This is a genomic window from Acidimicrobiales bacterium, from assembly GCA_022452035.1.
Classification (GTDB): domain Bacteria; phylum Actinomycetota; class Acidimicrobiia; order Acidimicrobiales; family MedAcidi-G1; genus UBA9410.
Genome location: JAKURV010000029.1, coordinates 1 through 24,406, shown reverse-complemented (window position 1 = coordinate 24,406; position 24,406 = coordinate 1). Strand labels below are relative to the sequence as shown.

25 protein-coding genes are annotated in these 24,406 nt (G+C 65.3%); 18 read left to right on the top strand and 7 right to left on the bottom strand.

Going from position 1 to position 24,406, the window contains the following annotated elements; all coding sequences use genetic code 11:
- The 6 genes from secA to MK181_09405 form a co-directional block, all read left to right on the top strand.
- A partial coding sequence (gene secA / locus MK181_09430; GenBank protein MCH2420021.1) for a preprotein translocase subunit SecA occupies positions 1-2,530 on the top strand: 2,530 nt, incomplete at its 5' end.
- Position 2,531: 1 nt separating this feature from the next.
- On the top strand, positions 2,532-3,641 hold the full coding sequence (prfB, locus tag MK181_09425) for a peptide chain release factor 2 (protein MCH2420020.1): 1,110 nt from the start codon (positions 2,532-2,534) through the stop codon (positions 3,639-3,641).
- A 126-nt stretch (positions 3,642-3,767) separates the two neighbouring features.
- Positions 3,768-4,466 (top strand): cell division ATP-binding protein FtsE, encoded by a 699-nt coding sequence (ftsE, locus tag MK181_09420; GenBank protein ID MCH2420019.1) that lies wholly within the window; start codon positions 3,768-3,770, stop codon positions 4,464-4,466.
- 1 nt (position 4,467) lies between these two features.
- Entirely contained in the window at positions 4,468-5,364 is an 897-nt protein-coding gene (locus MK181_09415) for an ABC transporter permease (GenBank protein MCH2420018.1), read from the top strand.
- Between the two features lie 3 nt (positions 5,365-5,367).
- Positions 5,368-5,745: a Rieske 2Fe-2S domain-containing protein gene (locus MK181_09410; protein ID MCH2420017.1), complete on the top strand. Its 378-nt coding sequence runs from the start codon at positions 5,368-5,370 to the stop codon at positions 5,743-5,745.
- 5 nt (positions 5,746-5,750) lie between these two features.
- Positions 5,751-6,806, top strand: coding sequence for a methyltransferase domain-containing protein (locus tag MK181_09405; protein ID MCH2420016.1), 1,056 nt, complete (start codon positions 5,751-5,753; stop codon positions 6,804-6,806).
- A 41-nt stretch (positions 6,807-6,847) separates the two neighbouring features.
- Here MK181_09405 and MK181_09400 read toward each other — a convergent pair whose 3' ends face one another.
- Positions 6,848-8,701, bottom strand: coding sequence for a hypothetical protein (locus MK181_09400; GenBank protein ID MCH2420015.1), 1,854 nt, complete (start codon positions 8,699-8,701; stop codon positions 6,848-6,850).
- A 114-nt stretch (positions 8,702-8,815) separates the two neighbouring features.
- Between MK181_09400 and MK181_09395 the strand changes: the two genes are divergently transcribed.
- From MK181_09395 to MK181_09385, 3 genes are read left to right on the top strand one after another with little or no spacing between them, the layout of a single operon-like run.
- A complete protein-coding gene (locus MK181_09395; GenBank protein ID MCH2420014.1) occupies positions 8,816-10,090 on the top strand; it encodes a hypothetical protein in 1,275 nt (424 codons plus the stop codon).
- Positions 10,091-10,147: 57 nt separating this feature from the next.
- The gene (locus MK181_09390; protein ID MCH2420013.1) at positions 10,148-10,876 is read left to right on the top strand and encodes an SOS response-associated peptidase; all 729 of its coding nucleotides are present in this window, start codon (positions 10,148-10,150) and stop codon (positions 10,874-10,876) included.
- Positions 10,873-12,423, top strand: coding sequence for a DUF2079 domain-containing protein (locus tag MK181_09385; GenBank protein MCH2420012.1), 1,551 nt, complete (start codon positions 10,873-10,875; stop codon positions 12,421-12,423). Before MK181_09390 ends, MK181_09385 begins: the two co-directional genes overlap by 4 nt.
- Positions 12,424-12,441: 18 nt before the next feature.
- Here the strand turns inward: MK181_09385 and MK181_09380 are convergent, their stop codons facing one another.
- Complete coding sequence (locus MK181_09380) at positions 12,442-12,861, bottom strand: HIT family protein (protein ID MCH2420011.1); 420 nt, start codon at positions 12,859-12,861, stop codon at positions 12,442-12,444.
- Positions 12,862-12,929: 68 nt separating this feature from the next.
- Here MK181_09380 and MK181_09375 point away from each other — a divergent pair, with 68 nt between their 5' ends.
- The 8 genes from MK181_09375 (at position 12,930) to MK181_09340 (ending at position 17,347) form a co-directional block, all read left to right on the top strand.
- Positions 12,930-13,541, top strand: a complete 612-nt coding sequence (locus MK181_09375) for a CDP-alcohol phosphatidyltransferase family protein (protein MCH2420010.1) — start codon at positions 12,930-12,932, stop codon at positions 13,539-13,541.
- Positions 13,542-13,610: 69 nt separating this feature from the next.
- Positions 13,611-13,991, top strand: a complete 381-nt coding sequence (gcvH, locus tag MK181_09370) for a glycine cleavage system protein GcvH (GenBank protein MCH2420009.1) — start codon at positions 13,611-13,613, stop codon at positions 13,989-13,991.
- Between the two features lie 3 nt (positions 13,992-13,994).
- On the top strand, positions 13,995-14,456 hold the full coding sequence (locus tag MK181_09365) for an FHA domain-containing protein (protein ID MCH2420008.1): 462 nt from the start codon (positions 13,995-13,997) through the stop codon (positions 14,454-14,456).
- A gap of 7 nt (positions 14,457-14,463) precedes the next feature.
- Positions 14,464-15,171, top strand: a complete 708-nt coding sequence (locus MK181_09360) for a MerR family transcriptional regulator (protein MCH2420007.1) — start codon at positions 14,464-14,466, stop codon at positions 15,169-15,171.
- Complete coding sequence (locus MK181_09355) at positions 15,171-15,749, top strand: hypoxanthine phosphoribosyltransferase (protein ID MCH2420006.1); 579 nt, start codon at positions 15,171-15,173, stop codon at positions 15,747-15,749. Before MK181_09360 ends, MK181_09355 begins: the two co-directional genes overlap by 1 nt.
- Before the next feature lie 41 nt (positions 15,750-15,790).
- A complete protein-coding gene (locus tag MK181_09350) occupies positions 15,791-16,276 on the top strand; it encodes a bifunctional nuclease family protein (GenBank protein ID MCH2420005.1) in 486 nt (161 codons plus the stop codon).
- A 182-nt stretch (positions 16,277-16,458) separates the two neighbouring features.
- Complete coding sequence (locus tag MK181_09345; GenBank protein ID MCH2420004.1) at positions 16,459-16,947, top strand: MerR family transcriptional regulator; 489 nt, start codon at positions 16,459-16,461, stop codon at positions 16,945-16,947.
- A 43-nt stretch (positions 16,948-16,990) separates the two neighbouring features.
- Positions 16,991-17,347, top strand: a complete 357-nt coding sequence (locus tag MK181_09340; GenBank protein ID MCH2420003.1) for a hypothetical protein — start codon at positions 16,991-16,993, stop codon at positions 17,345-17,347.
- 44 nt (positions 17,348-17,391) lie between these two features.
- Here the strand turns inward: MK181_09340 and MK181_09335 are convergent, their stop codons facing one another.
- Positions 17,392-18,186, bottom strand: coding sequence for a class II aldolase/adducin family protein (locus tag MK181_09335; protein MCH2420002.1), 795 nt, complete (start codon positions 18,184-18,186; stop codon positions 17,392-17,394).
- Between the two features lie 77 nt (positions 18,187-18,263).
- Positions 18,264-19,352 carry a chorismate synthase gene (gene aroC / locus MK181_09330; protein MCH2420001.1) on the bottom strand — a complete coding sequence of 363 codons (1,089 nt, stop codon included), beginning with the start codon at positions 19,350-19,352 and terminating at the stop codon, positions 18,264-18,266.
- Positions 19,353-19,456: 104 nt separating this feature from the next.
- Between aroC and MK181_09325 the strand changes: the two genes are divergently transcribed.
- Entirely contained in the window at positions 19,457-21,088 is a 1,632-nt protein-coding gene (locus MK181_09325) for an AMP-binding protein (GenBank protein MCH2420000.1), read from the top strand.
- A 12-nt stretch (positions 21,089-21,100) separates the two neighbouring features.
- On the opposite strand, the gene MK181_09320 is transcribed toward MK181_09325, so the two are convergent.
- From MK181_09320 to MK181_09310, 3 genes are all read right to left on the bottom strand, one after another.
- Positions 21,101-21,970 carry an SDR family NAD(P)-dependent oxidoreductase gene (locus MK181_09320; protein ID MCH2419999.1) on the bottom strand — a complete coding sequence of 290 codons (870 nt, stop codon included), beginning with the start codon at positions 21,968-21,970 and terminating at the stop codon, positions 21,101-21,103.
- Positions 21,971-21,993: 23 nt separating this feature from the next.
- A complete protein-coding gene (locus MK181_09315) occupies positions 21,994-23,346 on the bottom strand; it encodes a mycothione reductase (protein ID MCH2419998.1) in 1,353 nt (450 codons plus the stop codon).
- A gap of 19 nt (positions 23,347-23,365) precedes the next feature.
- A partial coding sequence (locus MK181_09310) for an acyl-CoA dehydrogenase family protein (protein MCH2419997.1) occupies positions 23,366-24,406 on the bottom strand: 1,041 nt, incomplete at its 5' end.

The following is a 24,406-nucleotide window of genomic DNA, read 5'->3' as shown; positions in this document are numbered from 1 at the left end:
AGGCGAGGAAATCGACGACCTGCTCGTCGAAGCGTTCGCTGTAGTCCGGGAGGCCGCGTGGAGGGTTATCGGGCAGCGGCACTACGACGTACAGCTAATGGGAGGCATGGCCCTTCACCTCGGATGGGTGGCTGAGATGCGTACCGGCGAGGGCAAGACTCTTGTCTCGACTCTGCCCGCCTACCTCAACGGCCTATCGGGACAGGGTGTCCACCTCTGCACGGTCAACGACTACCTGGCCAGCCGAGACGCCGAGTGGATGGGCCAGATCCATCGCTGGCTCGGACTCTCGGTGGGTCTGGTGATACCCGAGGTTCGGGACCGGGCCGAGAAGCGAGCTGCTTACGCCGCCGACATCACCTACGGAACCAACAACGAGCTCGGTTTCGACTACCTCCGGGACAACATGGCTATGTCCGACGAGGAGAAAGCGCAGCGAGGCCACGCCTTCTGCATTGTGGATGAGGTGGACTCAATCCTCATCGATGAGGCCCGAACCCCGCTGATTATCAGTGGCCGGTTGAGTGAGGCGGCTGCTCTCTACCAGCGGTTCGCTGCTGTAGTCCGGGGTCTCAAGCGCGAACATCACTACGAGGTAGACGAGGAGAAGGGGGTCATCGCCCCGACCGAGGACGGAGTCCACGCCATCGAAGCCGCGCTGGGCGTGGACAACCTGTACGACCAGGTCTCCTCCAATCTGGTCCACCAGTTCCACGCCGCGCTGAAGGCCAAGGAGTTGTACCAGCGGGACAAGGACTACATCGTGGTCGACGGCGAAGTCCGGATCGTTGACGAGTTCACGGGCCGGGTCCTGGAAGGGCGACGGTGGTCCGACGGTATCCACCAGGCCGTCGAGGCCAAGGAGGGGGTGTCAATCAAGGAGGAGAACCAGACCCTGGCCACCATCACCCTCCAGAACTACTTCCGCCTTTACGAGAAACTGGCCGGGATGACCGGAACGGCAGAGACCGAGGCTGCAGAGTTGGCCGGGATCTACGGCCTCCAGGTGGTCCCCATCCCCACCAACCGCCCAATGGTCCGCCTCGACCAGAGCGACCTGATCTTCAAGACGGAGGCAGGGAAGTTCGACGCCGTGGTGTCCGACATCGTGGAGCGCCGCGACGTCGGCCAGCCGGTGCTGGTCGGCACGGTCTCGGTGGAGAACTCTGAGCGGCTTTCCCGTGAACTGGAAAAGCACGGTGTGGATCACGAGGTCCTAAACGCCAAGCAGCACTTTCGTGAGGCCGAAGTGGTGGCCCAGGCCGGTCGCCCGGGGGCGGTCACCGTAGCCACCAACATGGCCGGACGGGGAGTAGACATTCTCCTGGGCGGCAACCCAGAGAACTTGGCCGAGCGCGAGGTTCGGGCCAACGGCCTTGATCCGGCGACGCCGGAGGGCCGGGAGCAGGTGAACGCCCTGGTGGAACGCTTTGAGCCGGAGTGTGCCGAGCTAGGGGACCAGGTCCGTGCCCACGGTGGTCTGTACGTGCTGGGAACAGAGCGCCACGAGTCGCGTCGTATCGACAATCAGCTTCGCGGTCGGAGCGGCAGGCAGGGGGACCCGGGAGAGAGTCGCTTCTATCTTTCCCTAGAGGACGACCTCATGCGGCTGTTCGCCTCGGACACCGTCCGGGGCGTCATGGACCGGGCCCTGCCCGAGGACGTTCCCCTGGAATCCAAGATGGTGACCAAGGCAATTGAGCGGGCCCAAACCACGGTTGAGCAGAAGAACGCCGAAGTCCGCAAAAACGTCCTCAAGTACGACGAGGTTATGAACGAGCAGCGCAACGTGATCTACCGACGTCGCGACCAGATGCTGGACGACACGAGCCTGCGCGAGGAGGTCCTCGAGGCTCTGGGTTCGGTTGTCGACGGGGTAATCGACATGTTCTGCGGGTCCGACCTGCCGGAGAACTGGGACCTAGACGGCCTACGGGTCGAGGTCGACTCGTACTGGCCGCTCGGTCTTTCTGTGGAGGACCTGGCTGTCGTGCGAGGTCCTACCGAGCTGGCCAACGTCCTGGTGGCCGACGGGCTGGCCGTTTTCGAGGGCCGGGAGGCCGAGCTCGGGGCGGAAACCATGCGCGAGGTGGAACGCCAGGTACTGCTCCGAATCATCGACCAACGCTGGCGCGAGCACCTCTATGAGATGGACCACCTCCGCGAGGGCATCCACCTTCGGGCTATGGGACAACGGGACCCGGCCACGGAGTGGAAGCGCGAAGGGTTTGAGCTGTTCGGCCAGTTAGACGATCTGATCGGCAGGGATTTCCTCCGCTACGTGATGCGGATCCAGGTAACCACGACCGACGACTCCGGGCAGCCCTCCGACATGACAACCAGCGGCCCCGAGGGCCCGGTGACCGGGGCGGCAGCCGTAGCCGCGGCAGCAGGGGCTCCGGCCCCCGTCGAGGAATCGACCCCGACACCCGTTCCCACCAAGGTCAACTCCGATTGGGAGAAGACCCCCCGTAACGCCCCTTGTCCGTGCGGGTCGGGGCGCAAGTTCAAGCAGTGCCACGGGGGCTGAGATGCAGGACTTCACCACCGAGTTGTCCGCGCTCCGGAGTCGGCTGGACGAGGCGGCCACCTACCTCCGGATCGCCGAACAGCAACAGCGTCGGACAGCACTGGAAGCAGAAATGGCCGACCCGGAGCTCTGGAATGACCAGGACCGGGGACGTCGGGTCCAGAAAGACCTGGCCAGAGTGGTCGAAGACCTTGACCTACACAGCAACTTGATCACTCGGTTGGAGGACGCCGAGACACTGGCCGAACTGGCCTCCGAGGAGGAAGACGAGAGCCTAGAGGGTGAGATAACTGAAGCCGTTGGCGACCTGTCGTCCCGCATGGACGCCCTAGAACTACGCAGCCTGTTCTCCGGTCAGTACGACGAAGGCGACGCTGTCTGCCACGTACAGTCCGGTGCCGGGGGAACCGACGCTCAGGATTGGGCCGAGATCCTGGTACGGATGTACACCCGGTGGGCCGACCGTCGGGGCTTTGACCTGGTGGTGGAGTCAGTATCGGAGGGTACGGAAGCCGGCCTCAGCTCAGCCGAGTTCGTGGTCCGGGGGCGCCACGCTTTTGGCCTTCTCCAGAGCGAGCGGGGGGTACACCGCCTCGTCCGGATCTCACCGTTCAACAAGGAGTCCAAGCGTCAGACGGCCTTCGCGTCCCTCCAGGTGGTGCCGTTCTTCGACAAGATCGTCGACGAGGTGGAGATCGACGAGGGAGACCTACGGATCGACACCTACCGGTCCTCGGGGGCCGGTGGCCAGCACGTCAACGTCACCGACTCAGCGGTCCGCATTACACACTTGCCGACCGGGATCGTGACTTCCTGCCAGAACGAGCGGAGTCAGCACCAGAACAAGGACCGTGCCATGCAGATGCTGGCCGCCCGTCTGTTGGACCTGGAACACCAGAAGCGTGACGCGGAACTGGCCGAGATCGGCGGTGAGCAGCGGGGCGTCGACTTCGGAAGCCAGATCCGGTCCTACGTGCTCCAGCCGTACCAGATGGTCAAGGACCTCCGAACCGAGCATGAGGTAGGCGACGTGGCGCGGGTGCTGGACGGCGACTTGGACGGCTTCATGGAGGCCTATCTGCGCTGGGCCCGGTCCCTGCCCGAAGGCTGACGACCGACCGGTCGACGGTTTGCGGAGGCTCCGGGGCGCCGCGATCGGCTGACGGGCCTCTGGTACCGTCCGCTCCGTGCCCCCACAACCGCTCTACCTTGTATCGACGCGGCGCGGAGTTGGGCGATGATCAAGTTGGAGGGTGTCTCCAAGATCTTCAAAGGTGACGTGGTAGCCCTGAAAAACGCTACGGCGGAAATCCAACGGGGCGAGTTTGTGTTCCTGGTTGGGCCGTCGGGTTCGGGGAAATCCACCTTTATCCGTCTCCTGAACCGGGAGGAGGTCGCCGACTCGGGACGGATCATGGTGGCGGGCAAGGACGTCGGCTCCCTGAGCTCATGGAAGGTGCCCTACTTGCGCCGGAACATCGGCTACATCTTTCAGGATTACAAGCTCCTGCCCAAGAAGACGGTCTACGAAAACGTGGCCTTTGGCCTGGAGGTAATCGGCCGGCCCCGGCAGGTGGTCCGCCAACAGGTCCCGGCCATCCTCGAGCTGGTCGGCTTGACCCGGAAGGCCGAACGCTTGCCCGGCGAGCTGTCGGGCGGCGAGCAGCAACGGGTATCAATCGCACGGGCCTTCGTGAACCGGCCGCTCATCCTGCTAGCCGACGAGCCCACGGGAAATCTCGACCCGGCGACCTCGGTGGGCATCATGCGACTCCTGGACCGGATCAACCGGACGGGCACGACGGTGGTTATGGCCACCCACGACCGGACCATTGTCGACACGATGCGACGGCGAGTTATCGAGTTGGATCGGGGGGTCATCAAGCGAGACGAGTCGCGCGGGGTCTATGAGGACGGCCCGGCCGGGATCTCCTGACGTGCTCTACCGACTTTGGTACTACGTCCGCGAGACAGTGGTCAGCCTGTGGCGGAACCTCAGCCTGACCCTGGCAGCCATCCTGACGGTTGCCATCTCCCTGTCTCTAGTGGGGGCCTCGTTGCTGATCCGTGAAGGTGCAGAGCGGGCAACGGCCCAGTTCCAGGAGGGCGTCGAGTTCATTGTGTTCATGGTGCCCAACGCCTCGGCCGAACAGGACGCGGCCATCCGGAACGTTCTGGACTCCAGTCCGGCTATCTCGAGGTACACCTACGTCGACAAGATGGCGGCCTATGAAGAGTTCCAGCGCCTTTTCACCGACAAGCCGGAGTTAGTGGAGAGCGTCTCGCCGGACGTCATGCCTCCCTCCTACCGGATTGTGCCCAATAACCCGGAGGCAGGGAATGTGGCCGAGATGGCTCGCCAGTTCGGTGAGCAGCCCGGGGTCAAGGAGGTAGCCACCGCCACCGAGGCCATCCACCAGATCGAGGACTTCTCAAACCGGGTTAGTCAGGCTCTTCTGGTGGCGGCCGTCGTGTTGGTGGCTGTTTCGACACTGCTCATCCTCAACACCGTGTTTACGGCGATCACTGCTCGCCGCCAGGAGATCGAGGTCATGAAGGTGGTTGGGGCCACTAACTGGTTTATCCGTATCCCATTCATGCTGGAGGGGACAATCCACGGCCTAATCGGTGCGGCGTTGGCCGTGCCGGCGCTGTTCGTGGTGGACGACCAGGTGCTGGCCTACTTTCAGGAGTCGGACGCGGTGCCGCTTTTCCGGGGGTTTGCTGTGCCCGACGGCTACATCTGGGACACCAGCCTTTGGCTACTGGCCGTCGGCGGGGCGGTGGGGATGATCGGCTCAGCGGTGGCCGTCACCCGGTACACGGACGTCTGAGCGGTGGCCGAGGATCCGGCCGCCTCTTCTCCCGGCCCCGGCTGGGTCCGCCTGACCGGCGACGTACCGGTTGGGGAGATCGTCTCGGCAGAACTGGCCGGTGAGGACCTGGTGGTGTGGCGCACCTCATCGGGACGTCCCTGCGTAGCGGAGGCCCGCTGCCCCCACCAGTGGTCCCACCTTGCTCACGAGGGGACGATCGAGGGCGAGGAACTGGTCTGCCTGAGCCACTTCTGGCGGTTTGGGACCGATGGCGAAGGATGGAAGCAGAATGTGAACGGCCGTCGCGACCGCAAAGGGGACTTGGCGGTCGTGCAGTGCGTGGAACACGATGGGGCTATCTGGGTGCAGGACCCGGAGAAGACCGATGTGGAGGAGTGAGAGCTGTGGGAATCGACCGGGATCTGCTCGGGCGCTACACGCTGACCACCTGGGGCTACAAGCAGGGCGAGATGGTGGGTCTCATGATCCACCTCGGGGTCCGACTGGGCCTCTACCGGGCTCTGGACGGTGCCGGGCCGGTCACTTCCGTTGATCTGGCTGTCGCCACCGGACTCCACGAGCGGTGGCTGCGGGAGTGGCTCCGCAGCCAAGCTGCCGCTGAGTTGCTGGCGTCCGAAGATGGTGAGACGTTCATCCTGGAACCTGAGGCCGCCATGGTGCTGGCCCGGACCGACCAACCGACCTACGCCGCCGGCGTATTTGCTCGCCAACGAGACCCGGCGGTGGCTGACGCACTGGTCGAGGCGTTTCGAACCGGACTGGGTCTCACCTACGACGACCAGGGCGAGGGGTCCGAGGAGCACGTGGAGGCCATGCTGGCCCCGATGGCTCGGGCCCTTCTGGTGCCTACCGTGATCCCGCTTCTAGACGGCGTTGTCGAGCGTCTGACGGACGGAGCCCGGGTGGTGGATGTGGGTTGCGGGGCGGGGCTGGCCCTGGAACTACTGGCCGAGGCCTTCCCGGCGTCCACCTACGAGGGTTATGACGTTTCGGAGCGGGCCATCGAGGCTGCGAAGCAGCGGTTTGCTGGTGCTGACAACGTCACCGTTCACCTGGCGGGTGGTGAGGAGGTTCCGCCAACGGGTGACGTGGACCTAATGCTGACCCTGGACTGCCTGCACGACATGCCGCGTCCTGACCTGGCGATGGCAGCTATCCGCCGGGCCGTGGCCGACGACGGTACTTGGCTAGTCAAGGAAATCCGGTCGGCCCCAGAGTGGGGCCGGAACCTCCGAAACCCCATGCTGGCCATGATGTACTCCACCTCAGTGGCGTCCTGTATGGCTTCGGCTATGTCGACTCCTGACGGGTTGGGGTTGGGCACCCTGGGGCTGGACCCGGTGACTTTGGAGGCCATGGTCACCGAGGCGGGGTTCAGCCAGTTCACCCTCCACGAGGTGGAGGACCCGACCAACCTCTACTACGAGGTGAGACCGTAGGTTTCAGCGTTCGAGTCTGATCCCCGGACCCGGGTCGTCGCTCAGCCGACGGGGACCGGGTCGGTTATCGGGAACACGCAGCCCGCCGAGGCACCGAAGCCAGGTCCGTGTAGACACGGGTACTCGTAGCGACTGACCTGGACCGTGAGGCTGCCGTCCATCGACGTGACGGGACGCATGTCGACAGCGTCCAGGTTGCCGAGAGCGGCCAAGTTGACCTGTATAGCAAGTCGGCTGGGGTTCGGGCCGGCGTCGTACACGGCTCGGGCTACGGCCCGGACCAGGCTGCACGCCTCGACCACCGTGCGGTAGACGTCGTCTGACGGGTCGTCGACAACCGCCGGGTCGTGGCCGGCCACCCGACCGAGTTCCCGGTTGCACAGATCATCAAAGGGCCGAGACTCGAAACCGTCCCGCCGGTGGCTTCCCGTGGCAGAGCCATCCAGGATCCACGCGCCGTCGTAGTAGCTGCCAGCCGGCGACCCCCCAAACTCGGCTACCTCCGAGGCCACGACATCGAGGCCCTGGCCATCCAACCCCGACTGCACGAAGGTGGGCGCCGGCATCCCCTGGTCAATCATCTCGAGGACCAGCCACGGCAGCGTCGTCCGGTCTAGGAGCGGGAAGACCAGATCGACGCCGGCTTCCAGCATCCCAGCAACCGCCGTCTCCATTCCCACCCGGCAGGGCGTAGTGCCCTCGCAGCCCAGTTGGTGCACGGTGGCCACGAGGGCACGTTCAGCCAGCGCCTCAAGGAGGACCTCCACGACGTCGTCTGACCGCTGCGGAGCGTCGGGCGTCACGATGCCGATGGTGGCTCCGGTCAGGACGCCCCTTGCTGCAGCGGTGCTCACGGCCAGTCGAAGGCTGGTCCGGTCACCAGGCTCCAGGGCGAGGAGGAGGCCTCCGGCGCGCCCTAGGTCTCGGTCAGAAATTCCACGTATGGTCATGAAGGAGGTTCGGTGGGTCCGGGTCAGGCACCGGGCCGCCGTCCCGGGGACGGCTTCCACGGCCAGCACGGCGACCGCCCGGTGGACCTCCACCGCTTCGAGGCAGGCCGCCTCCCGGAGTGTGTCGATGTCGAACCCCCCGCCACCCAGGGCCGAGACATCAACCGTCCGGAGGTCCAACCGTCTGCCATGGATGCCCCCGCACTCACTGTTGACGATGTCAACGAAGGTCCGAGCCATGGCGTCTACCTCACCTACTGGCGCAGCGAAGCCGATCCGCTCCAACTCATCTAATCGGGTGTGGAGGTGGACGATGGTGACCGCCTCAGCGCTGATACCGGGTTCTACGTCCACCGGATCGTCCTCCGGGGGAGGTGCAGGAAGGCAGAAGGCCTCCAGGGACTGGAAGGGGTGGTTCCGGTCGAAGCCGGCCTGGAACTCCGTGTAGATGCTTCCTCTAGGGTCGGCGTAGTGGCCGTCTACGACGGTTCCGGTGGGGACTGCCGTCTGGAAGGCTGGCCGGGGATCTGCCTCCTTGCCATCCGTGTCGTGGTCACCCGTCATACTGCCGCCGCTATCGCCCGCTAAACGCCCCGCGACGGTCGTCGGGGTCACCGTTGACGTCGCGGGCTCGTCCAACCCGGTGTATTGATCGTCGATGGTCGTGTTCGCCTCGGCGTCCCTGCCTTCGCCGCTGCCGCTTTCGACGTGCTCTTGGGTATACCCAGCGTCCTCTTCGCCAAGCGGCGATTCGGTCATTGATGTGGGCGTCGATGTCGTTGGCTGGTTGTCCGGTTTGTCGGCCAAGTCCGCCGTCGTGGTCGCGGTAACGGTGGACGCCGTCGGGACAGGTCGTGCCTGATCAGAGGCGTTGGTGGCGCAGGACCAGGACAGTACGCCGAGGAGCAGGGTGAGCGCGGTGGCGGGGAGGTGAGGTCGCAACATGGGGAAGGCCGACCGGGCGAGATGGCAGGCTGACGTGGACAGTATGCGCGGTCGGCCTCGAGATCCGATGCAGGTGCCCGAGGTGGCGGCGTCCGATTGCGTAGCCTCGGCGACGTGCCGGAGCCCGACGACGACGCGACCGAGGCTCCAGTACCGGAAGTGACTCGACCGGTACCCGAACGGGACTCAGCGGAACGCGGGACCGAGGTATCCGACAAACTCCGGGAACGGCGGTCCGCATTTTTTCGCAGGAGGTCGGGATCCACCTCGGCGGTGTCCGACCTCCCGGAACCGACCGGGGGGCGGTGGACCGAGGCCGAGTCCGACCGCCAGATTCGGGCATTCCTGCTCCAGCTTGCCGAAGGCCGCCAGTTGGTCCACCGGGATGACCCGGTGCAGTTCCTCCGCGAGAACGACCTCCTCCTGCTCTTCGGTCCCGAGGAGGAAGAGGCTTTCGCAGCGTTGGCCCTGCGCTTCCCGGACGAGACGGTCAGTCGGTGGGCAACGCTGCTCAGCGGCGGGGACCGATCTGAGGCCTTTGGACCGCGTTCCCGTGCCGAACGCCGCGACGAAGCGGCGGTGGTCCGCTCCCTCGATGTCGGGCTGCGCAAGCGGGTGCTGAGCGTGCTGGTCCTTCTGATCCTGCTGGGAGGGCTGGTCGCGCTGGGGCGGACGCTCCTGACCGAGGCCCCCGAGGACCGGTCCGAGCGGGCGTTACGGTTCGCCTCCTCGGTGGTCGAGGATCCTGGTGATGGGCGGTTGGGGTCGGTCTCCGGTGGGCCGCCGGTGGTCGAGCCGGCGCTGGTGGCTACGGCCGACCTTCTGGTGGCTGTCCTGAGAGGCGGTGGCGAACCGGCCGGCCGGATCCGGCTGGACGTTCCCGAGAGGGAGATGCCCGTTGCCCTTGGATCTGTGATGGGAACCGTCTTCGAACATGCTGGAGGCCAGGTGGCCATGGTGGGACCCGACGGCTGGTGGACTGGGGCCTGTGTCCGGGTTGCGGTGGCAACCGAGTTGCTACGACCGCTCGATGTGGTGGTGTATGAGGACGCCGATGGCGCCTGCCCCGCCGATCTGGTTGGTCGGCAGGCCCGCGTCACGTGTGCCGGGGACCGGGTCCTGGTCCTGGCCGTGGACATTCCCCAGGGGGCGGTTGCCCTGATTGAGGGTGGGTCGGCCTGGGCGGAGTCCATCCGCTTTGGCGTTGAGACGACGCCGAGTGCTGCTTCCCGGTGGGAGACCCTGGCCGTCCGCGGGTCCATCGTCGTCCCCGACGTAGAGGAGTCGGTGGCTGTTCCCCGATTCGGCGGTTCTTCAGGCGACAACCTCATCTTTGACCTGGGTGGTAGCAATAACGGTCCGAGCAGGGGGACCTGCGTACTGGCCTGAGGTTCCTCGGCCGGGGGTCGGCCCGATCTAGGCCTACCCGGCCGGTACGGTGAAGGTATGTGCGGCCGCGTGGTGACCACGTCGTCACCCGAGGAACTCAGCGAGTACGTGGCTGCCTGCGACGTCATCGAGGTCCTGGAAGGACCGGACCACAACGTCGCTCCCTCTGGCCTACTCCCCGTGGCCTGGGTCGGCGACCAGGCTGATTCCGGTCGCGTCTTGGGGGTTGCCCGGTGGGGATTGGTCCCGTCGTGGGCCACCGACCCAGCCGTCGGTCTCCGACTGTTCAATGCCCGGGCCGAGACGGTGGCCGTCAAGCCCTCCTTCCGTGCGGCCTTCCGTCGCCGTCGGTGCCTTGTCCTGATCGATGGCTTCTACGAGTGGGGACCAGGTGTCACCGGTTCGCCAAAGCAGCCGTGGTTCGTCTGCCGGGTCGATGGATCCCCACTTGCCCTGGCCGGCCTGTGGGAGTCCCGGTTCGATGACGGCCGGATGCTTCGAACATGCACGGTGGTGACGGTTCCGGCGAACGCTGACCTGGCACCTGTCCACAACCGGATGCCCGCCGTGGTGGCTGAGAACGACTGGGATCGTTGGCTGGATCCCGCCACCTCGGTCCGGCCCACGCTGGAGGAGGTCCTTGTACCGTCCCCCGACGGCCTCCTGTCTCTCCATCCGGTGGACCGTCGGGTCAACGACGCCCGGCAGAAGGGCAGGGAGCTCACCGTCCCGGTTTCGCTGGAGGCTTCCGCTGACCGGGCGGGTTCCCAGGAGGCTCTCTGGTGAAGGCCGTTCCGACCTTCGAACGGACGGCGCACTCGCTGGAACGGACAGGCGAAACCGTGGTCACCACGGTCGTCTCGGCTCGTCGCCGGCTCGACATCGTGATGCTCCGTTGGCAGGCCCGACTAGACGCCCCTGTTTGGGACCGCAGTCTGCCGTGGCTCACTGCCGTAGGACTCGCCGTGGTCCTGTCCCTCCTTGCCCTGGCCCGTTACCGGGACCTTGGGGTGGGCTACGAGTTGGGGCACTACGTCCAGGCTGCGTACCTGATGGATATGGGTGCCTCCCCGGTAATCAGCGACCTGGGCTACAACGTCTTTGCCGGCCAGGGGGCCTGGGTCTTCTGGCCGTTGGTCTGGGTGATGCGCGTCCTGCCGGATGTCCCGACGTTGCTCTTGGTGCAGTCGGTGGCGTTGGCCCTCGGCGTGGTACCGATCTGGCGTATAGCCCGAGGACCGGCGAACCTGCGGGTCGGCGGAGCGGCCGCGCTCATGTTGGCTTACGCGCTTCACCCGTCGGTCCACGACTTGAACCTGGCTGGGTTCCATCCGGAGGCGCTGGCCATCCCGGCCCTGATGGCCGCCTACCTGGCCGGCCATGCCGACCGGTGGCGTCTGGTGGCCCTTCTGGTGCTTCTGGTGGTGTGCACGCGTTCTGACCTGGGCCTGGCTGTGGTGGCGCTAGGCCTGGTGATGGTGGGGGAGGACCGTCGTACCCCGGGCTGGTCCCTGGCCGGCTTTGGTCTGGCGTGGTTTCTGCTGATGTCGTTCATAGTTCAACCGCTGTTGGGTGACGGCGACTATCCGCACCTGGGTGCCTTTGCCCATTATGGGGATGGTTTGCTGGGGATCGTTCTCGGGATGCTGAGCGACCCCGTGGGCCTGGTAGGGGATCTATTCGGTCGGGCCGGTTTCGAGAAGGTGCTCCTACTCCTGGCCCCCGTTCTTTTCCTCCCGCTGGTCAGGCCCCGGTACCTGGCCCCAGTCCTTCCCCTCCTGGCCCTCTACCTGGTGGCCGACGTGGACGACGCCGGCTACGGCAATCCCCAGCAGGATGTGGCCGTCTTGGCCTTCGTGTTTGTCGCAGCGGCCTATGCCCTGATGCGGATCGGCACCCCTGGGGTGAGCCGTATCCTGGTCGACCGTCGAGTTCTGACGGTTCTTGTCCTGACGGCCATCGTGTTCTTCGTCCGCGATGCCGCTTCATCGCCGTATGAGGAACCGTGGGACTGGGGGCGCCGTTCCCCGGTGGACGTAGCTCGGGTGTCGGCGGCGACCCTTATCGGCGATGAGGCGAGGGTCAGCGTCTCGCCAGAGATCTACCCGCTCGTCGCCGACCGACAGGATGTGCATGTGCACCGTCGGTCTCAAGGGTCGCTACCCGGCTTGGACTGGGAGGAGCGTTTCGACGCCGTGGTCCTCGATGAACTGTCGATGGGATGGACCCAGGCCGAGGGGAGACTGTTCGAGAGCCGGCTGATCCTGATGGATTTCCGAAAGCGGATGGGCCGTGACGGGGTCAGTCTCTGGATCCGGCGACCGGGAGCCTGATCCCGGTTGGTGGCCCGTTTAGGTTGCTTCTGCGTGCCCCCCGGCTCGCAAGGCGTCGCGGAGCAAGTCGGCCACGGCGTCCAGGTCGGCGGGGTCGGGGTCAGGGTCTGCTTGGGCGAAGTCCAGGTGGCCCATGCTCTCCAGGGGGACGACGTGCAGATGGGTGTGGGGAACCTCGAAGCCGGCAACCATCAGCCCGATCCGGGCCGGCGACAAGACGGCCATCTGGGCCCGACCCACTGCGTGGGCCACGCCGGTGCAGTGGGTCACCACCTCGGCGGGAAGGTCGGTCCACTGATCCACCTCGGTTACCGGGATGACCAGTACGTGCCCCCGGTTTAGGGGTCGAATGTCGATCATGGCTACACACGTGTCGTCTCGCCAGATGATCCGACCTGGGATCTCGCCGTTGATGATTCGGGTGAATATGGAGGCCATGGGCCCTCCTGGTGAGCAGGGCGTCGCCCGACGCGGGCGTCGCGGAGTCGGATCGTAGGCTGTGCCCGATGCGAGGGGAGAACGACGCCGCCCCGGAACCAGTCCGTACCGGGTGGGCTGGCCTGTGGACCGTTCCTAATGCCATCACCGTGCTCCGGCTGGGCTGCATTCCGTGGTTTCTTTGGCTTCTCTTCGAGGAGGGGAACCGGACCGACGCCGCCCTCCTCCTGGGTGCTCTGGGGGCCACCGATTGGGTGGACGGGTGGATCGCCCGTCGTTTCGACCAAGTGTCCGAGGTGGGCAAGCTCCTAGACCCGACCGCCGACCGTCTCCTGCTGGTAGCGGCGCTGGTGTCGATGATGGTCGACGGCTCCATACCGACCTGGTTCGCAGTAACCGTGTTGTTCCGGGAGGTCCTAGTCGGTGTGGCGGCTCTGGTCCTGCTGGGTCTTGGCGCGCGGAGGATCGACGTGACGTGGTGGGGCAAGACGGGGACCTTTGCCCTCCTATGGGCCGTGCCATGCTTCCTGGCCGGGGAGTCCACGGCGTTTGCCAACGAGGCTTTTGCCGTGGCTGCCTGGGTGTTCGGGCTACCCGGTCTGGTCATCTCCTGGATCGCCGGATGGGGATACCTGCCGGTGGCTCGCCAGACCCTTCGAGAGGGTCGAGCGGCACGGTGAGGACCGTCGAGGCCGACCACCGCCCGGGCGTTGGCGTCGTGGGGCTTGAGGAAAGGTAGTTTCGGGCACGTGAACGTTCCGGTCGACCTGTGGTATTCCACCGACCACGAGTGGGTCCGGAAGCTCGACGACGGCTTAGTCCGAATTGGTATTACCGATTACGCCCAGGACGCCCTGGGTGACGTGGTCTTCGTAGAGGTTGCGGAGGTCGGCACGACGGTGGCCGCTGGAGGAATTTTCGGCGAGGTGGAGTCCACCAAGTCAGTGTCCGAGCTCTTCGCACCAGTCTCCGGGGAGGTAGTGGCTGTCAACGAGGACTTGGAGGCCGCGCCAGAGAGGGTCAACGAGGACCCATACGGCGACGGCTGGATCTGTGAGATGAGGACGGAGGGCCCGACCACCGACGGCCTGCTGGACGCCTCGGCCTACTTGGCCCTGATCGAGGTCTGACCTGTGTCGACCGAATGTCCCGGCTGCGGCCGCCAGACGTCGACCGACGAGCGGTTCTGCGGGGCCTGCGGTACGCGCCTGGCTTCCTCCGACGAGGAGACCACCGACGCTTTCGATCCCGTGGAGGAGGTACCCCACGGCGAGGACCGTGAACGGTTCCCGGTGGAGTGCGGACTGTTTGTGGTGGAGTCCGGGCCCAAGGCCGGGGCGCGCTACGGCTTGGAGGCGGCGGTGACGATCATCGGTCGCCATGGCGGTGCCGACATCTTGTTGGACGACGTCACCGTGTCTCGTCACCATGTCGAGGTGGAACGGACCGGCGACCGGTATTTGGTCCGCGACGTGGGATCTCTGAACGGTACTTATCTGAACGGTAAGCGGATCGAATCGTGTGAGATCCACGACGGTGACGAAGTGCAGATCGGGCGCTTCAAGTTGGTGTTCTTCCACGGAACCGCGGGTTGAGAGCGACGTGGTCGCCGACGAAGCTGCGGGACCGGGCGGCGTCCTGAACATCGGGGAGGTCCTGACCCGACTGGAGCCGGAGTTTCCGGAGGCGACGGTGTCCAAGATCCGATTCCTGGAATCGCGGGGCCTCCTGGCCCCCGGACGCTCGCCATCCGGCTACCGCCAGTTCTCGGAAGCCGACGTGGCCCGCCTGACTTGGATTTTGCGCCAACAGCGGGATCACTTTCTGCCCCTCAAGGTGATCGGGGATCTCGTGGCCGAGGGCCGGGACCTCATCGAGGAGGGGGACGGGTCGGGGCGACCGTTTACGGAGGAGGCTCGGGTTAGAGACCTCGGCTCTGTCAGCATGAGCCGTGACGAACTGGCTACGGCGGGTGGCCTTGAGGTGGAGAGTATCGACGAGCTGGAGCGCCTCGGCCTCCTGGAGGGACGAGAGGCCGGAACCTCGGTGGTGTACGACGGTGACGCCCTCCTAGTGGCCCGAGTGGCCGCCCGTTTCGCAGAGCACGGATTCGACGTTCGCCACCTCCGGATGTACCTGGTGGCCGCACAGCGTGAGGCCGGCATCATTGAGCAGATGCTGCGCCCGATACTCCGCGACGGCGACGGCCGATCCCGAGCCGAGGTTCGGCGGCTGGTCAACGAGTTGTCCGACGCTGGGGCCGCCCTCCACGACCTACTTCTCCGGCGCTCCCTCGGACCGTTCGGCTGATGGGCGCACCGGTCCTCCATTGTGGCGCGTTGGCCATCGCCCAGAGGGTGGAGGAGATGGCGGCAGAATTGGATGCCGAGCTCGACGATGGAGCGGTAGTGGTTGGGGTGTTGAAGGGATGCCTGCCCTTCCTGGCTGATCTGACCCGTCGTATAGGCACCCCCATCGAGATGGACTTCTTAGCCCTGACCGCCTTCGCCCCGGATAGCGGTCGGGTACGCCTCACGCACGACCTGACAGTCGACGTCGAGGGGCGGCAGGTGGTCCTCGTGGAAGGCGTGGTCGACACAGGGTTTCGGCTGGACTACCTCCTGCGTCATGTGCTTGCCCACGGTGCGGCTGAGGTCAGGGTCTGTGCCTTGTTCGACCGGGCCGACCGGCGTGTACTACCACTCGAGGTGGACCTAGTCGGATTCTCCACGACGGCCTCGTATCTGGTCGGCTACGGCCTGGACCACCGGGGGGAGTTCCGGAACCTGTCCGGCGTGGTCGAGGTTGATCTGGCCGAACTAGAGCGGGGTGGTCCCGCCGAGTTCGATGAAGTCTGGAAGGCCGGCCGCTCAGGGGACCGGCACTAGGGTTCCGGCGTGTCCATCCGCTGTCTCTCCGAGTTTCTCCGATGATCGAGATGGAGGTAGTAGGGGTGCAGGAGGTCCTGCCATCCAACGTGCCCGTGGTGTTGCTCCGCGAATCTGAGGGCGAACGCTTACTCCCCATCTTCATCGGGATGCCGGAGGCCACGGCGATCGGCCTGGCCCTTGCCGGTCAGGACCCGCCACGGCCCATGACCCATGACCTGCTGGCCGCTGTCCTAGCCACCTTCTCCGTCACTCTCGAACAGGTTGTGGTGACCGAACTACGTGATCGGACGTTTTTCGCTGAGGCGTACCTCCGCGGCCCGGCGGGAGTAGAGGTGGTGTCGGCTCGGCCGTCGGACGCCATTGCCCTAGCCGTGCGGACGGGTTGCCCGGTGTTTGCCGCTGAGGAGGTAGTCGACGAGGCCGGATACCTGGCTCCACCCACCGAGGAGCCGGCGGCCGAGGAACAGGTGGAGGAATTTCGGGCTTTTCTGGACTCAGTGGACCCCGAGGACTTCGGAGGCTGAGTCGATTCCTTGCCACGGCAGTTCGCGCTCAGAGCGTTGGATTGACCGCGTGGGGCGCGAAACCCTTGACCCCGGCATGTCATACCCCGTAGCCTGATTTGAAGTCACAGGGCTGTAGTTCCACTGTTGTGGTGCATAGCCCCGGTCCGTCAATCCGGGCCTCGATGCGAGGGAGACGTCCCATGGCCACGAAAGCGCTGACGACAGAAGAGGGATATCCCGGCAAGCGCGCCGCCGAGATCGCCGGAATTACCTACCGGCAACTCGACTATTGGGCTCGTACCGACTTAGTTATGCCATCGTTGGCGCGGGCCACAGGCAGCGGTAGCCGACGGCTCTATTCCTACCGGGACCTCCTAGAGCTGCGGGCCGTGAAGTCTCTGTTGGACGCCGGAATTCGGTTAGACCTAGTCCGAGAGGTCTTCGCCTACCTGACCGACCAGCTCGACGAGGACGTGACCCGGGTCAACCTGGTGATCAGCGGCTCCTCGGTAATGGTCCGGACCGGAGAGGAAGAGATCGTGGACCTCCTCCGCAACGGACAGGGCGTCCTAAACATCCTTCCGCTCTCCGGAGTTAAGGAGTTGGTGGATGCCCGAATCGTGGAGCTCTATCCGGAAGGACGTCGGACAGCCGGGGATGGGGCGACGGCTTCGGCCGTCGGCCAATAGGCGCAGAGGTCGAACCATCGACGACGGATCGAGTGCCGACGAGGTGGGAACGGCCACCGTCCACCGAATCCGGCCCTCGTCTTCATCGGCCCCGGATTTCGCCCACGAGTCAGAACGGCGGATTGCCGAGCTCCTCGACTTCTACGAGATTGCCTGGGAGTACGAGCCCCGAACCTTCGTCTTGGAGACGGCGTCTGACGGTCGCCTCCGCACTGCTTTCACCCCCGACTTCTACCTTCCGGACCACGACCTCTACCTGGAGGTCACCACATTGCGCCAGTCGCTGGTGACGCGCAAGAACCGCAAGGTTCGCCTCCTGCGTCAGACGCATCCCGACGTCCGGGTTCGGATCCTGTACCGGCGAGACCTCGACCGCCTCCGGATCACCCACGCCGCGTGACGGTAGACGGCGTCGGCCGCTGATCAGTCGACGAGGTTTAGGAATCAGTCCAAAAGGTCGGGCTGGTCACGCAGGATCTGCTCGAAGAGCGGCTGGGCACTAAACCAACTGGCGAAATCTCCGGCCACCTGCCGATGGGTGGCAGCGGCTATCTCGTCGTCCATCACGATTGGCTGACCGGCCGCCTCAGCCAGGAGTTGGGCCTGACAGGACCGCTCCATGGTGACGAAAAGCCAAGTGGCGGCGTCCACGCTGGCCCCGACTGTCAGCAGGCCGTGGTTACGAAGGATGGCCGCGCTCCGCTCACCGAGAGCGTAGGCAATGCGCTTACCCTCCTCCGGGTCGGTGACTACGCCCGTGTAGTCATCGAACAAGACGTGATCCCCGAAGAAGACGCAACTGTCCTGGGTGATCGGGTCCAGAGTCCGCCCCAGTGCCGACCAGGCCTTCCCGTGGAGGGAGTGCGAGTGGGCGGCGGCCACGATGTCGGGCCGGGCCATGTGGAGGCCGGAGTGGATGGCGAACGCCGCCTGGTTGACGGCGTAATCACCCTGGAGAACCTCCCCGGTATGGCTGACCAGCAGGAGATCGGAGACCCGGATGTGGCTAAATGGCGTACCAAAGGGGTTGACCCAGAAGCAGTCGGAGTGCTCGGGATCCCGGACCGTGATGTGGCCAGCTACACCCTCACTGAACCCGAAGCGTCCGAAGATGCGGAAGGCGGCAGCCAGACGTTCTTTGCGGTGCTGCCGCTCTGACACGATGTCGTCGAAGACCGGGATGTCGTAAGGGATTGGCTTGTCGGACCGGATTGCCGGATTGTTCGTGGGTTGGGTCACCGCCGCCTCCGGGTAAGAGTCTTCTAGAACCAGTGTAGGTGGAGTTCTGGAGGCAAGCTGAGGCGGCGTTATGCGGGTCAGTCGGACAAGACATCGACTGTCCGTTGGCGGAGCCAGTGGTCGGCCAGGACAAGTAGGGCCATGGCTTCCACCATAGGTACGGCTCGAGGGAGCACGCACGGGTCGTGGCGGCCACGGGCCTCCAGTGTCACCGCTTCGTTTTCCGTGGTCACCGTGTCCTGTTCGGAGGAGATGGTGGCCGTGGGCTTGAACGCCACCCGGAAGACCACGTCAGCGCCGTTGGTGATACCGCCTTGGACGCCCCCCGATCGGTTGGATGCCGTGGTGGGGCCGTCGGGGCCGGGGATGAAGGGGTCGTTGTGCTGGCGGCCGGTCATGGCGACGGCATCGAAGCCGCTACCCACGTCGAATCCCTTGGCAGCCGGAAGCGAGAGCATGCCCTTAGCCAGGTCGGCTTCCATCCGGTCGAACACCGGATCTCCGAGACCCGCCGGGACATCTCGTGCGACGCAGGTGATGATCCCGCCCAGCGAGTCTCCGTCACGTCTGGCGTCCTCGATGAGCGTCGCCATGGCGGCGGCGGTTGCTGGGTGCGGGCAACGGGTGGGGTGAGCCTCGACGTCTTCCAGGGCCACCTCCGAGGGGTCCACCTCGGCGACGAGGTCGTGGACGCGTGAAACCCAGGCCAGGACCTCTATCCCGGCCACCTTGATCAGCAACTGGCGGGCGATGGCACCAGCAGCCACACGGCCGATGGTCTCCCGGGCGCTGGCTCGTCCGCCGCCGCGCCAGTCCCGATACCCGTACTTGGCGTCGTAGGCCCAGTCGGCATGGGAGGGTCGGTACAGATCACGGAGGTGGTCGTAGGCGGAGGGTCGGGCGTCGTCGTTGCGGACCAGCACGGCAATCGGGGCTCCGGTGGTCCGGCCTTCGAACACTCCGGACAGGATCTCTGCCCGGTCGGCTTCCCCACGCTGGCTGGTGAGGTGGCTCTGGCCGGGGCGACGGCGGTCCAAGTCGGCTTGCAGGTCGTCAGCCGTCAGGGGTAGGCGCGGCGGACAGCCATCGATCACGACACCGATCCCGGTGCCATGGCTCTCGCCCCAAGTGCTGAGGCGGAAGGTATGTCCGAAGGTGCTTCCCACAAGACGAGCATAGAGGTGAGCCGACTGTCGATCCGGGGAGGTTTCCCGAGAGACTGCGCGGCCGGGAGGTCGCCCCGTCGACGGGATCGCTACCATCACCGCCCGTGGAGGGGATCGATGGGGGCCTGAACCTGGCCAGCGCATGGGAGGCGATAGCCGACGTGGTGGGGGACCACCCTGCCGTGTCGGCGGCTGGACGGCGGTTCTCATGGACGGAGTTTGACAATCGAGCCAGTCGCCTGGCCGGGACGCTGGCCGACTACGGCCTGGGATTGGACTCCAAGGTTGCGCTGTATCTCTACAACGGTCACGAATATCCCGAGGCCCAGTATGCGGCGTTCAAGGTGCGGGGAATCCCGGCCAACGTGAACTACCGGTACACCGGTGACGAGCTTGCCTACATCTTGGAGAACGCCGACGCTGAGGCCCTCTTCTTCGACCACACTCTCGTCGACCGGGTGGCGGCCGTCCGCGATCGGTGTTCGAAGTTGCGGGTGGTGGTCCAGGTCGGCGGCGACACCGTGCCCGACTGGGCGGTGGGCTACGAGGCGGCGGCGTCTTTCGACCCGATGCCCCGGATCGACCGGTCGGGCTCCGACCTGTGGTTCCTTTACACCGGTGGGACTACTGGGATGCCCAAGGCGGTCATGTGGGACCACGCGAATCTGTTTGGGGCCATGGAGGCTACTTTTCGGCCGTTTGGGGAGAACGTACCAACCACACCCGCTGAGGCAGCGGCGTCGGCCGGCCGGATCGTCGCTGCGGGTAGGGAGATCCGCCAACTGTGCGCCGCCCCGCTGATGCACGGCACTTCAGGCATCTCCGGCCTGGCAACTCTCAGCCATGGCGGGATGCTGTCCACGCTGGCCGGCAGGAACTTCGATGCAGACGAACTTTGGCAAACGGTAGAGGCCGACCGGATCACCATGATCAGCATGGTGGGCGATGCCTTCGGGCGGCCGATGGTGGAGGCTCTGGACCGAGCGGACGCCGGGGGGTGGATGCCAGACCTCTCGTCTTTGAAACTCCTCCTGTCTTCGGGAGTGATTTTCAGCGGGCCGATGAAGGAGGCCCTCCTGGACCACCACCCGTGCACGATCGTGGACGCGTTGGGATCTAGCGAGGGCGTCGGCATGGCCAACCAGGTGACTTCACGTGAGCATCGGGATTCGGCAACGGCCCGTTTCGCCCTTGGTGAACACACCCGGGTCTTCGCCGAGGACGGCCGAGAGGTGGACCCCGGTTCGGGGGAACAGGGACAACTTGCCCTCGGTTATCCGCTTCCTGTGGGCTACTTCAAGGATCCGGCCAAGACGGCGGAAGTCTTTCCCGAGGTGGCGGGACGTCGGTGGTCGATTCCCGGCGACTGGGCCACGGTGGAGGAGGACGGCACGATCATCTTGCTGGGCCGCGGATCGGCCTGCATCAACACGGGGGGCGAGAAGGTGTTCCCCGAGGAGGTGGAGGAGGCCCTCAAGGAATTGGACTTGGTGGTCGACTGCAACGTGGTTGGCATCGATGACGAACGCTGGGGCCAGGCGGTCACCGCTGTGGTTGAGCTAGCAACCCCTGGGGCGGTTCTGGCTGATGATCTGCGTTCTCAGGTCCGAGAGCGCTTGGCCGGCTACAAGGTCCCGAAGAGGATTGTCCTTGTGGACCGGCTGCAGCGCAGCCCAAACGGGAAGGCCGACTATCGCTGGGCCCGGTCGGTGGTTGAGGAGTCGCTCGGAACTTGATGATCGGGTGACTCAGTTCTCGATGGTTGCTTGGCCGATCGACTCGTACTGGCTGGGGTTGCGGCCCGTGAGTATCTCGTTGTGGCGTCGGGAGATCGCGTCGCGGTGGTCCCCATCGGTGAAGACCCAGAACGTGCCGTCCATGATGGCGTTGAAGACCAGGGCGGCTACCTCGGATGGGTCCCTGGCATTACCAGCCATCCACTCCTGCACGGCTCGCTCGCGTGCTAGGTCCTCATCGGAAGGCGGTTCGGCCAGTCGATTGACTAGATGTTCCGGGCGGTTACGACCTGAGGCGAAGATCCCGGTGTTGACAAAGCCAGGGCAGAGGGCGCTTACGCCGACTCGGGAACCGAGGGCCGCCAACTCGTTGTACAGGGTCTCGGCGATGGTGACCGCGGCGTGCTTGGAGGCGTTGTAGGGCCCGATCCCTGGGTGGGAGGTGTGGCCGGCCACCGACGCGGTGACCACCACGTGTCCAGCATCGCGGTCAATCAGGCCACCGAGGAAGGCGTCCAAACCATGGACGATGCCCCACAGATTTACGCCCAGGACCCACTGCCAATCGTCCAGGGTGTGGTCCACGATGGGCCGGCTGGAGGCCACGCCGGCGTTCAGGCAAACCACGTGCGGTGGACCGAGTGCATCAGCTACCCCGGTGGCGAAGCGGTCCATTGACTCGACGTCGGAGACATCGAGCCGAGATCCGTAGACGTTGGCCCCAGAGCCCCGGAGCCCTTCCACGGCGGCGTCTAGGGCCAGTTCCTCCACGTCCCCGACGGCTACCGCCATGCCGGCTTCAGCGAAGCGATAAGCGAGGGCTAGGCCGATTCCAGAGGCACCGCCGGTGATTACGGCCACCTGGCCGTTTAGTTCCTGCATGATGACGCCTCCGTTCTGGTGGGTCAGAGTTCGAGAAGGGCCTGCTCGAGGACCTCGGGCAGGGCGGGGTGGATGTAAAGCTGGTCTCGGGCCATCTGGTCGACGGTTTGGCCGGCCACCATGCCCTGGATCAACTGTTGGACCAAGGTCGGTGCCTGGGGTCCGAAGACGTGGGCCCCCAAGAGGAGTCGGGTGTCCGGGTCGGCCAAGACCTTGACGAATCCGGTGGTGTCCTCCATGGCCCAGCCGTAAGCGGTGGAGGAGTACTCCCGGACGGCTACCAGGTAGGGCCGACCCTCGTCAGCCAACCGCTGTTCTGTCGGACCGATGCTGCCCAGCGGCGGATGGCCAAAGACGGCGTGGGGAACGAAGCGCCGGTCTACAGCTCTCAAGTCGTCGGGGTGGACCAGGTTGTGGGCCACGACGCGTGCTTCGGCGTTGGCTGTGTGCTTGAGCTGAACCGGGTTGGTGACGTCGCCGAGGGCCCAGACGCCCTCGGCGGTGGTCCGGAGATGGGCATCGGTAATTACGTACCCCTGGCTGTCGACCTCGATGCCACCCCGCTCAACTTCCAACAGGTCACCGTTGGGTTGGCGCCCGGTGGCCACCAGCAACTGGTCGGCTACGACGACGGAACCGTCGGAGAGTTCCAGGTGGAAGGTGTCGTCGTGGATTACCTGGTTGACCGTGATCCCAAGGCGGAGGTCCATCCGATCGCCGTAGATGCCGGTCAAACGTTGGCGTACCTCCTCGTCGACGCCCCGTAGTAGCAGGTCCCCCCGGTGGACCACGGTGACCCGGCTCCCAAGGGCCTCAAATACGTGGGCCATCTCAACGGAGATGAACCCGCCCCCCAGGATGACCAGACGATCGGGCAGGTTGTCCAGACGCATTACATCGTCTGATGTGAGATAGGGCGTCATGGCCAACCCCGGAATGTTGGGCACCGATGCCCGAGCTCCGGCCGCTAACACGATGTGTTGGGCGGTCACCTCTTGCTCACCGAGCCTGACGGTGCGTGGACCGGTGAAGTGGGCGCGGTCCTCGTAGACAGTGACGTCGTCGAGGGAAACGCGGTAGGCGCGTCCAGCGTCGGCGATGGTGTCGATGCGACCGAAGACACGGTCGCGGATGGCTGGCCAGTCCGCTCCGCCGAACGTGGTGTGGACGCCCAGTTCCGGTGCGTGACGGGCCGAGAGAGCCAGGTCGGCGGCATGTACAAACATCTTGGACGGGATACACCCCCGATTCATGCAAGTGCCGCCGAAGGCCCAAGGTTCAGCGATCCCGACGTTCCAACCATCGTGCTCCGGGCCGAGGACGGTGTTGCCGGAGCCAGCGCCGATGATCAGGAGGTCGTGATGGGTGGGAGACACGCGTCGGATCTGGCGGTTTCTAGCTCCGGGGAACGTCCAGCCACGCCGCACCCTTGAACGGGTCTGGTTCCTTGGGTAGGCCGAGGACCCGTTCACCGATGATGTTGCGTTGAACCTCATCAGTGCCGCCAGCGATACTGATCCCTGCAGCACTGATACAGAAGGTCGACCATCGTTCGGCAGGTTCGGACCCCGCCGTGCCGTCCTCCCAAGCCTGAACCTCCGGTCCCAGGACGGCCACGGCCACGTCGCGAACCCGTCGGGCCAGCAGGGAACCGGTGAGCTTGGCCAATGAGCCCTCGGGTCCGGGGACCCGGCCAGCAGCCACCGCGACTCTGATCCGCTGAGCCATGAAACCCCGGATGGACTCATGGATGTGGAGATCGGCCAGAGCCTGACGGACGTTTGGGTCGTCATCCATGCCGCGGTCCCGGGCTAAGGCAACTAACTCGGGGGAGCGAGCGGCATTCAACGAGCCCCCTCCTGCCCCGATAGAGACCCGTTCGAACATCAGCATGGACACGACGAGGTTCCAGCCCTGATTCACCTCTCCCAGCAGGTCAGCGGCGGGGAGCCGGACGTCGGTGAAGAACACCTCGTTGAACCCCCGAGCTCCGGAAATCTGCACGAGGGGACGGATCTCGACACCCGTCGATTGGAGGTCCACGATGAACATGGACAACCCTTGGTGCTTGGGTAGATCCGGATCAGTCCGGGCCACTACAAGGCCGTATTCGCAGTATTGGGCTCCGGAGGTCCACACCTTCTGACCGTTTAGGACCCACTCATCGCCGTCACGAATGGCCCGGGTGGCCAAACTGGCTACGTCCGACCCAGCGCCGGGCTCGGAGAACATCTGGCACCACACCACATCGCCTCGGATGTTGGAGGCTAGGTAACGGTCCTTCTGCTCGTCAGTCCCGTACTGGTTCAGCATGGGTAGGCACATGCCGTGGGAGATGGACAACGGGGCCGTAGGCAGATGCCAGTCCGCCGCCGTCCGGGTGAACAGTTCCTCGTGTCGTGGACTGAGGCCAGCCCCTCCGTACTCAGATGGGTA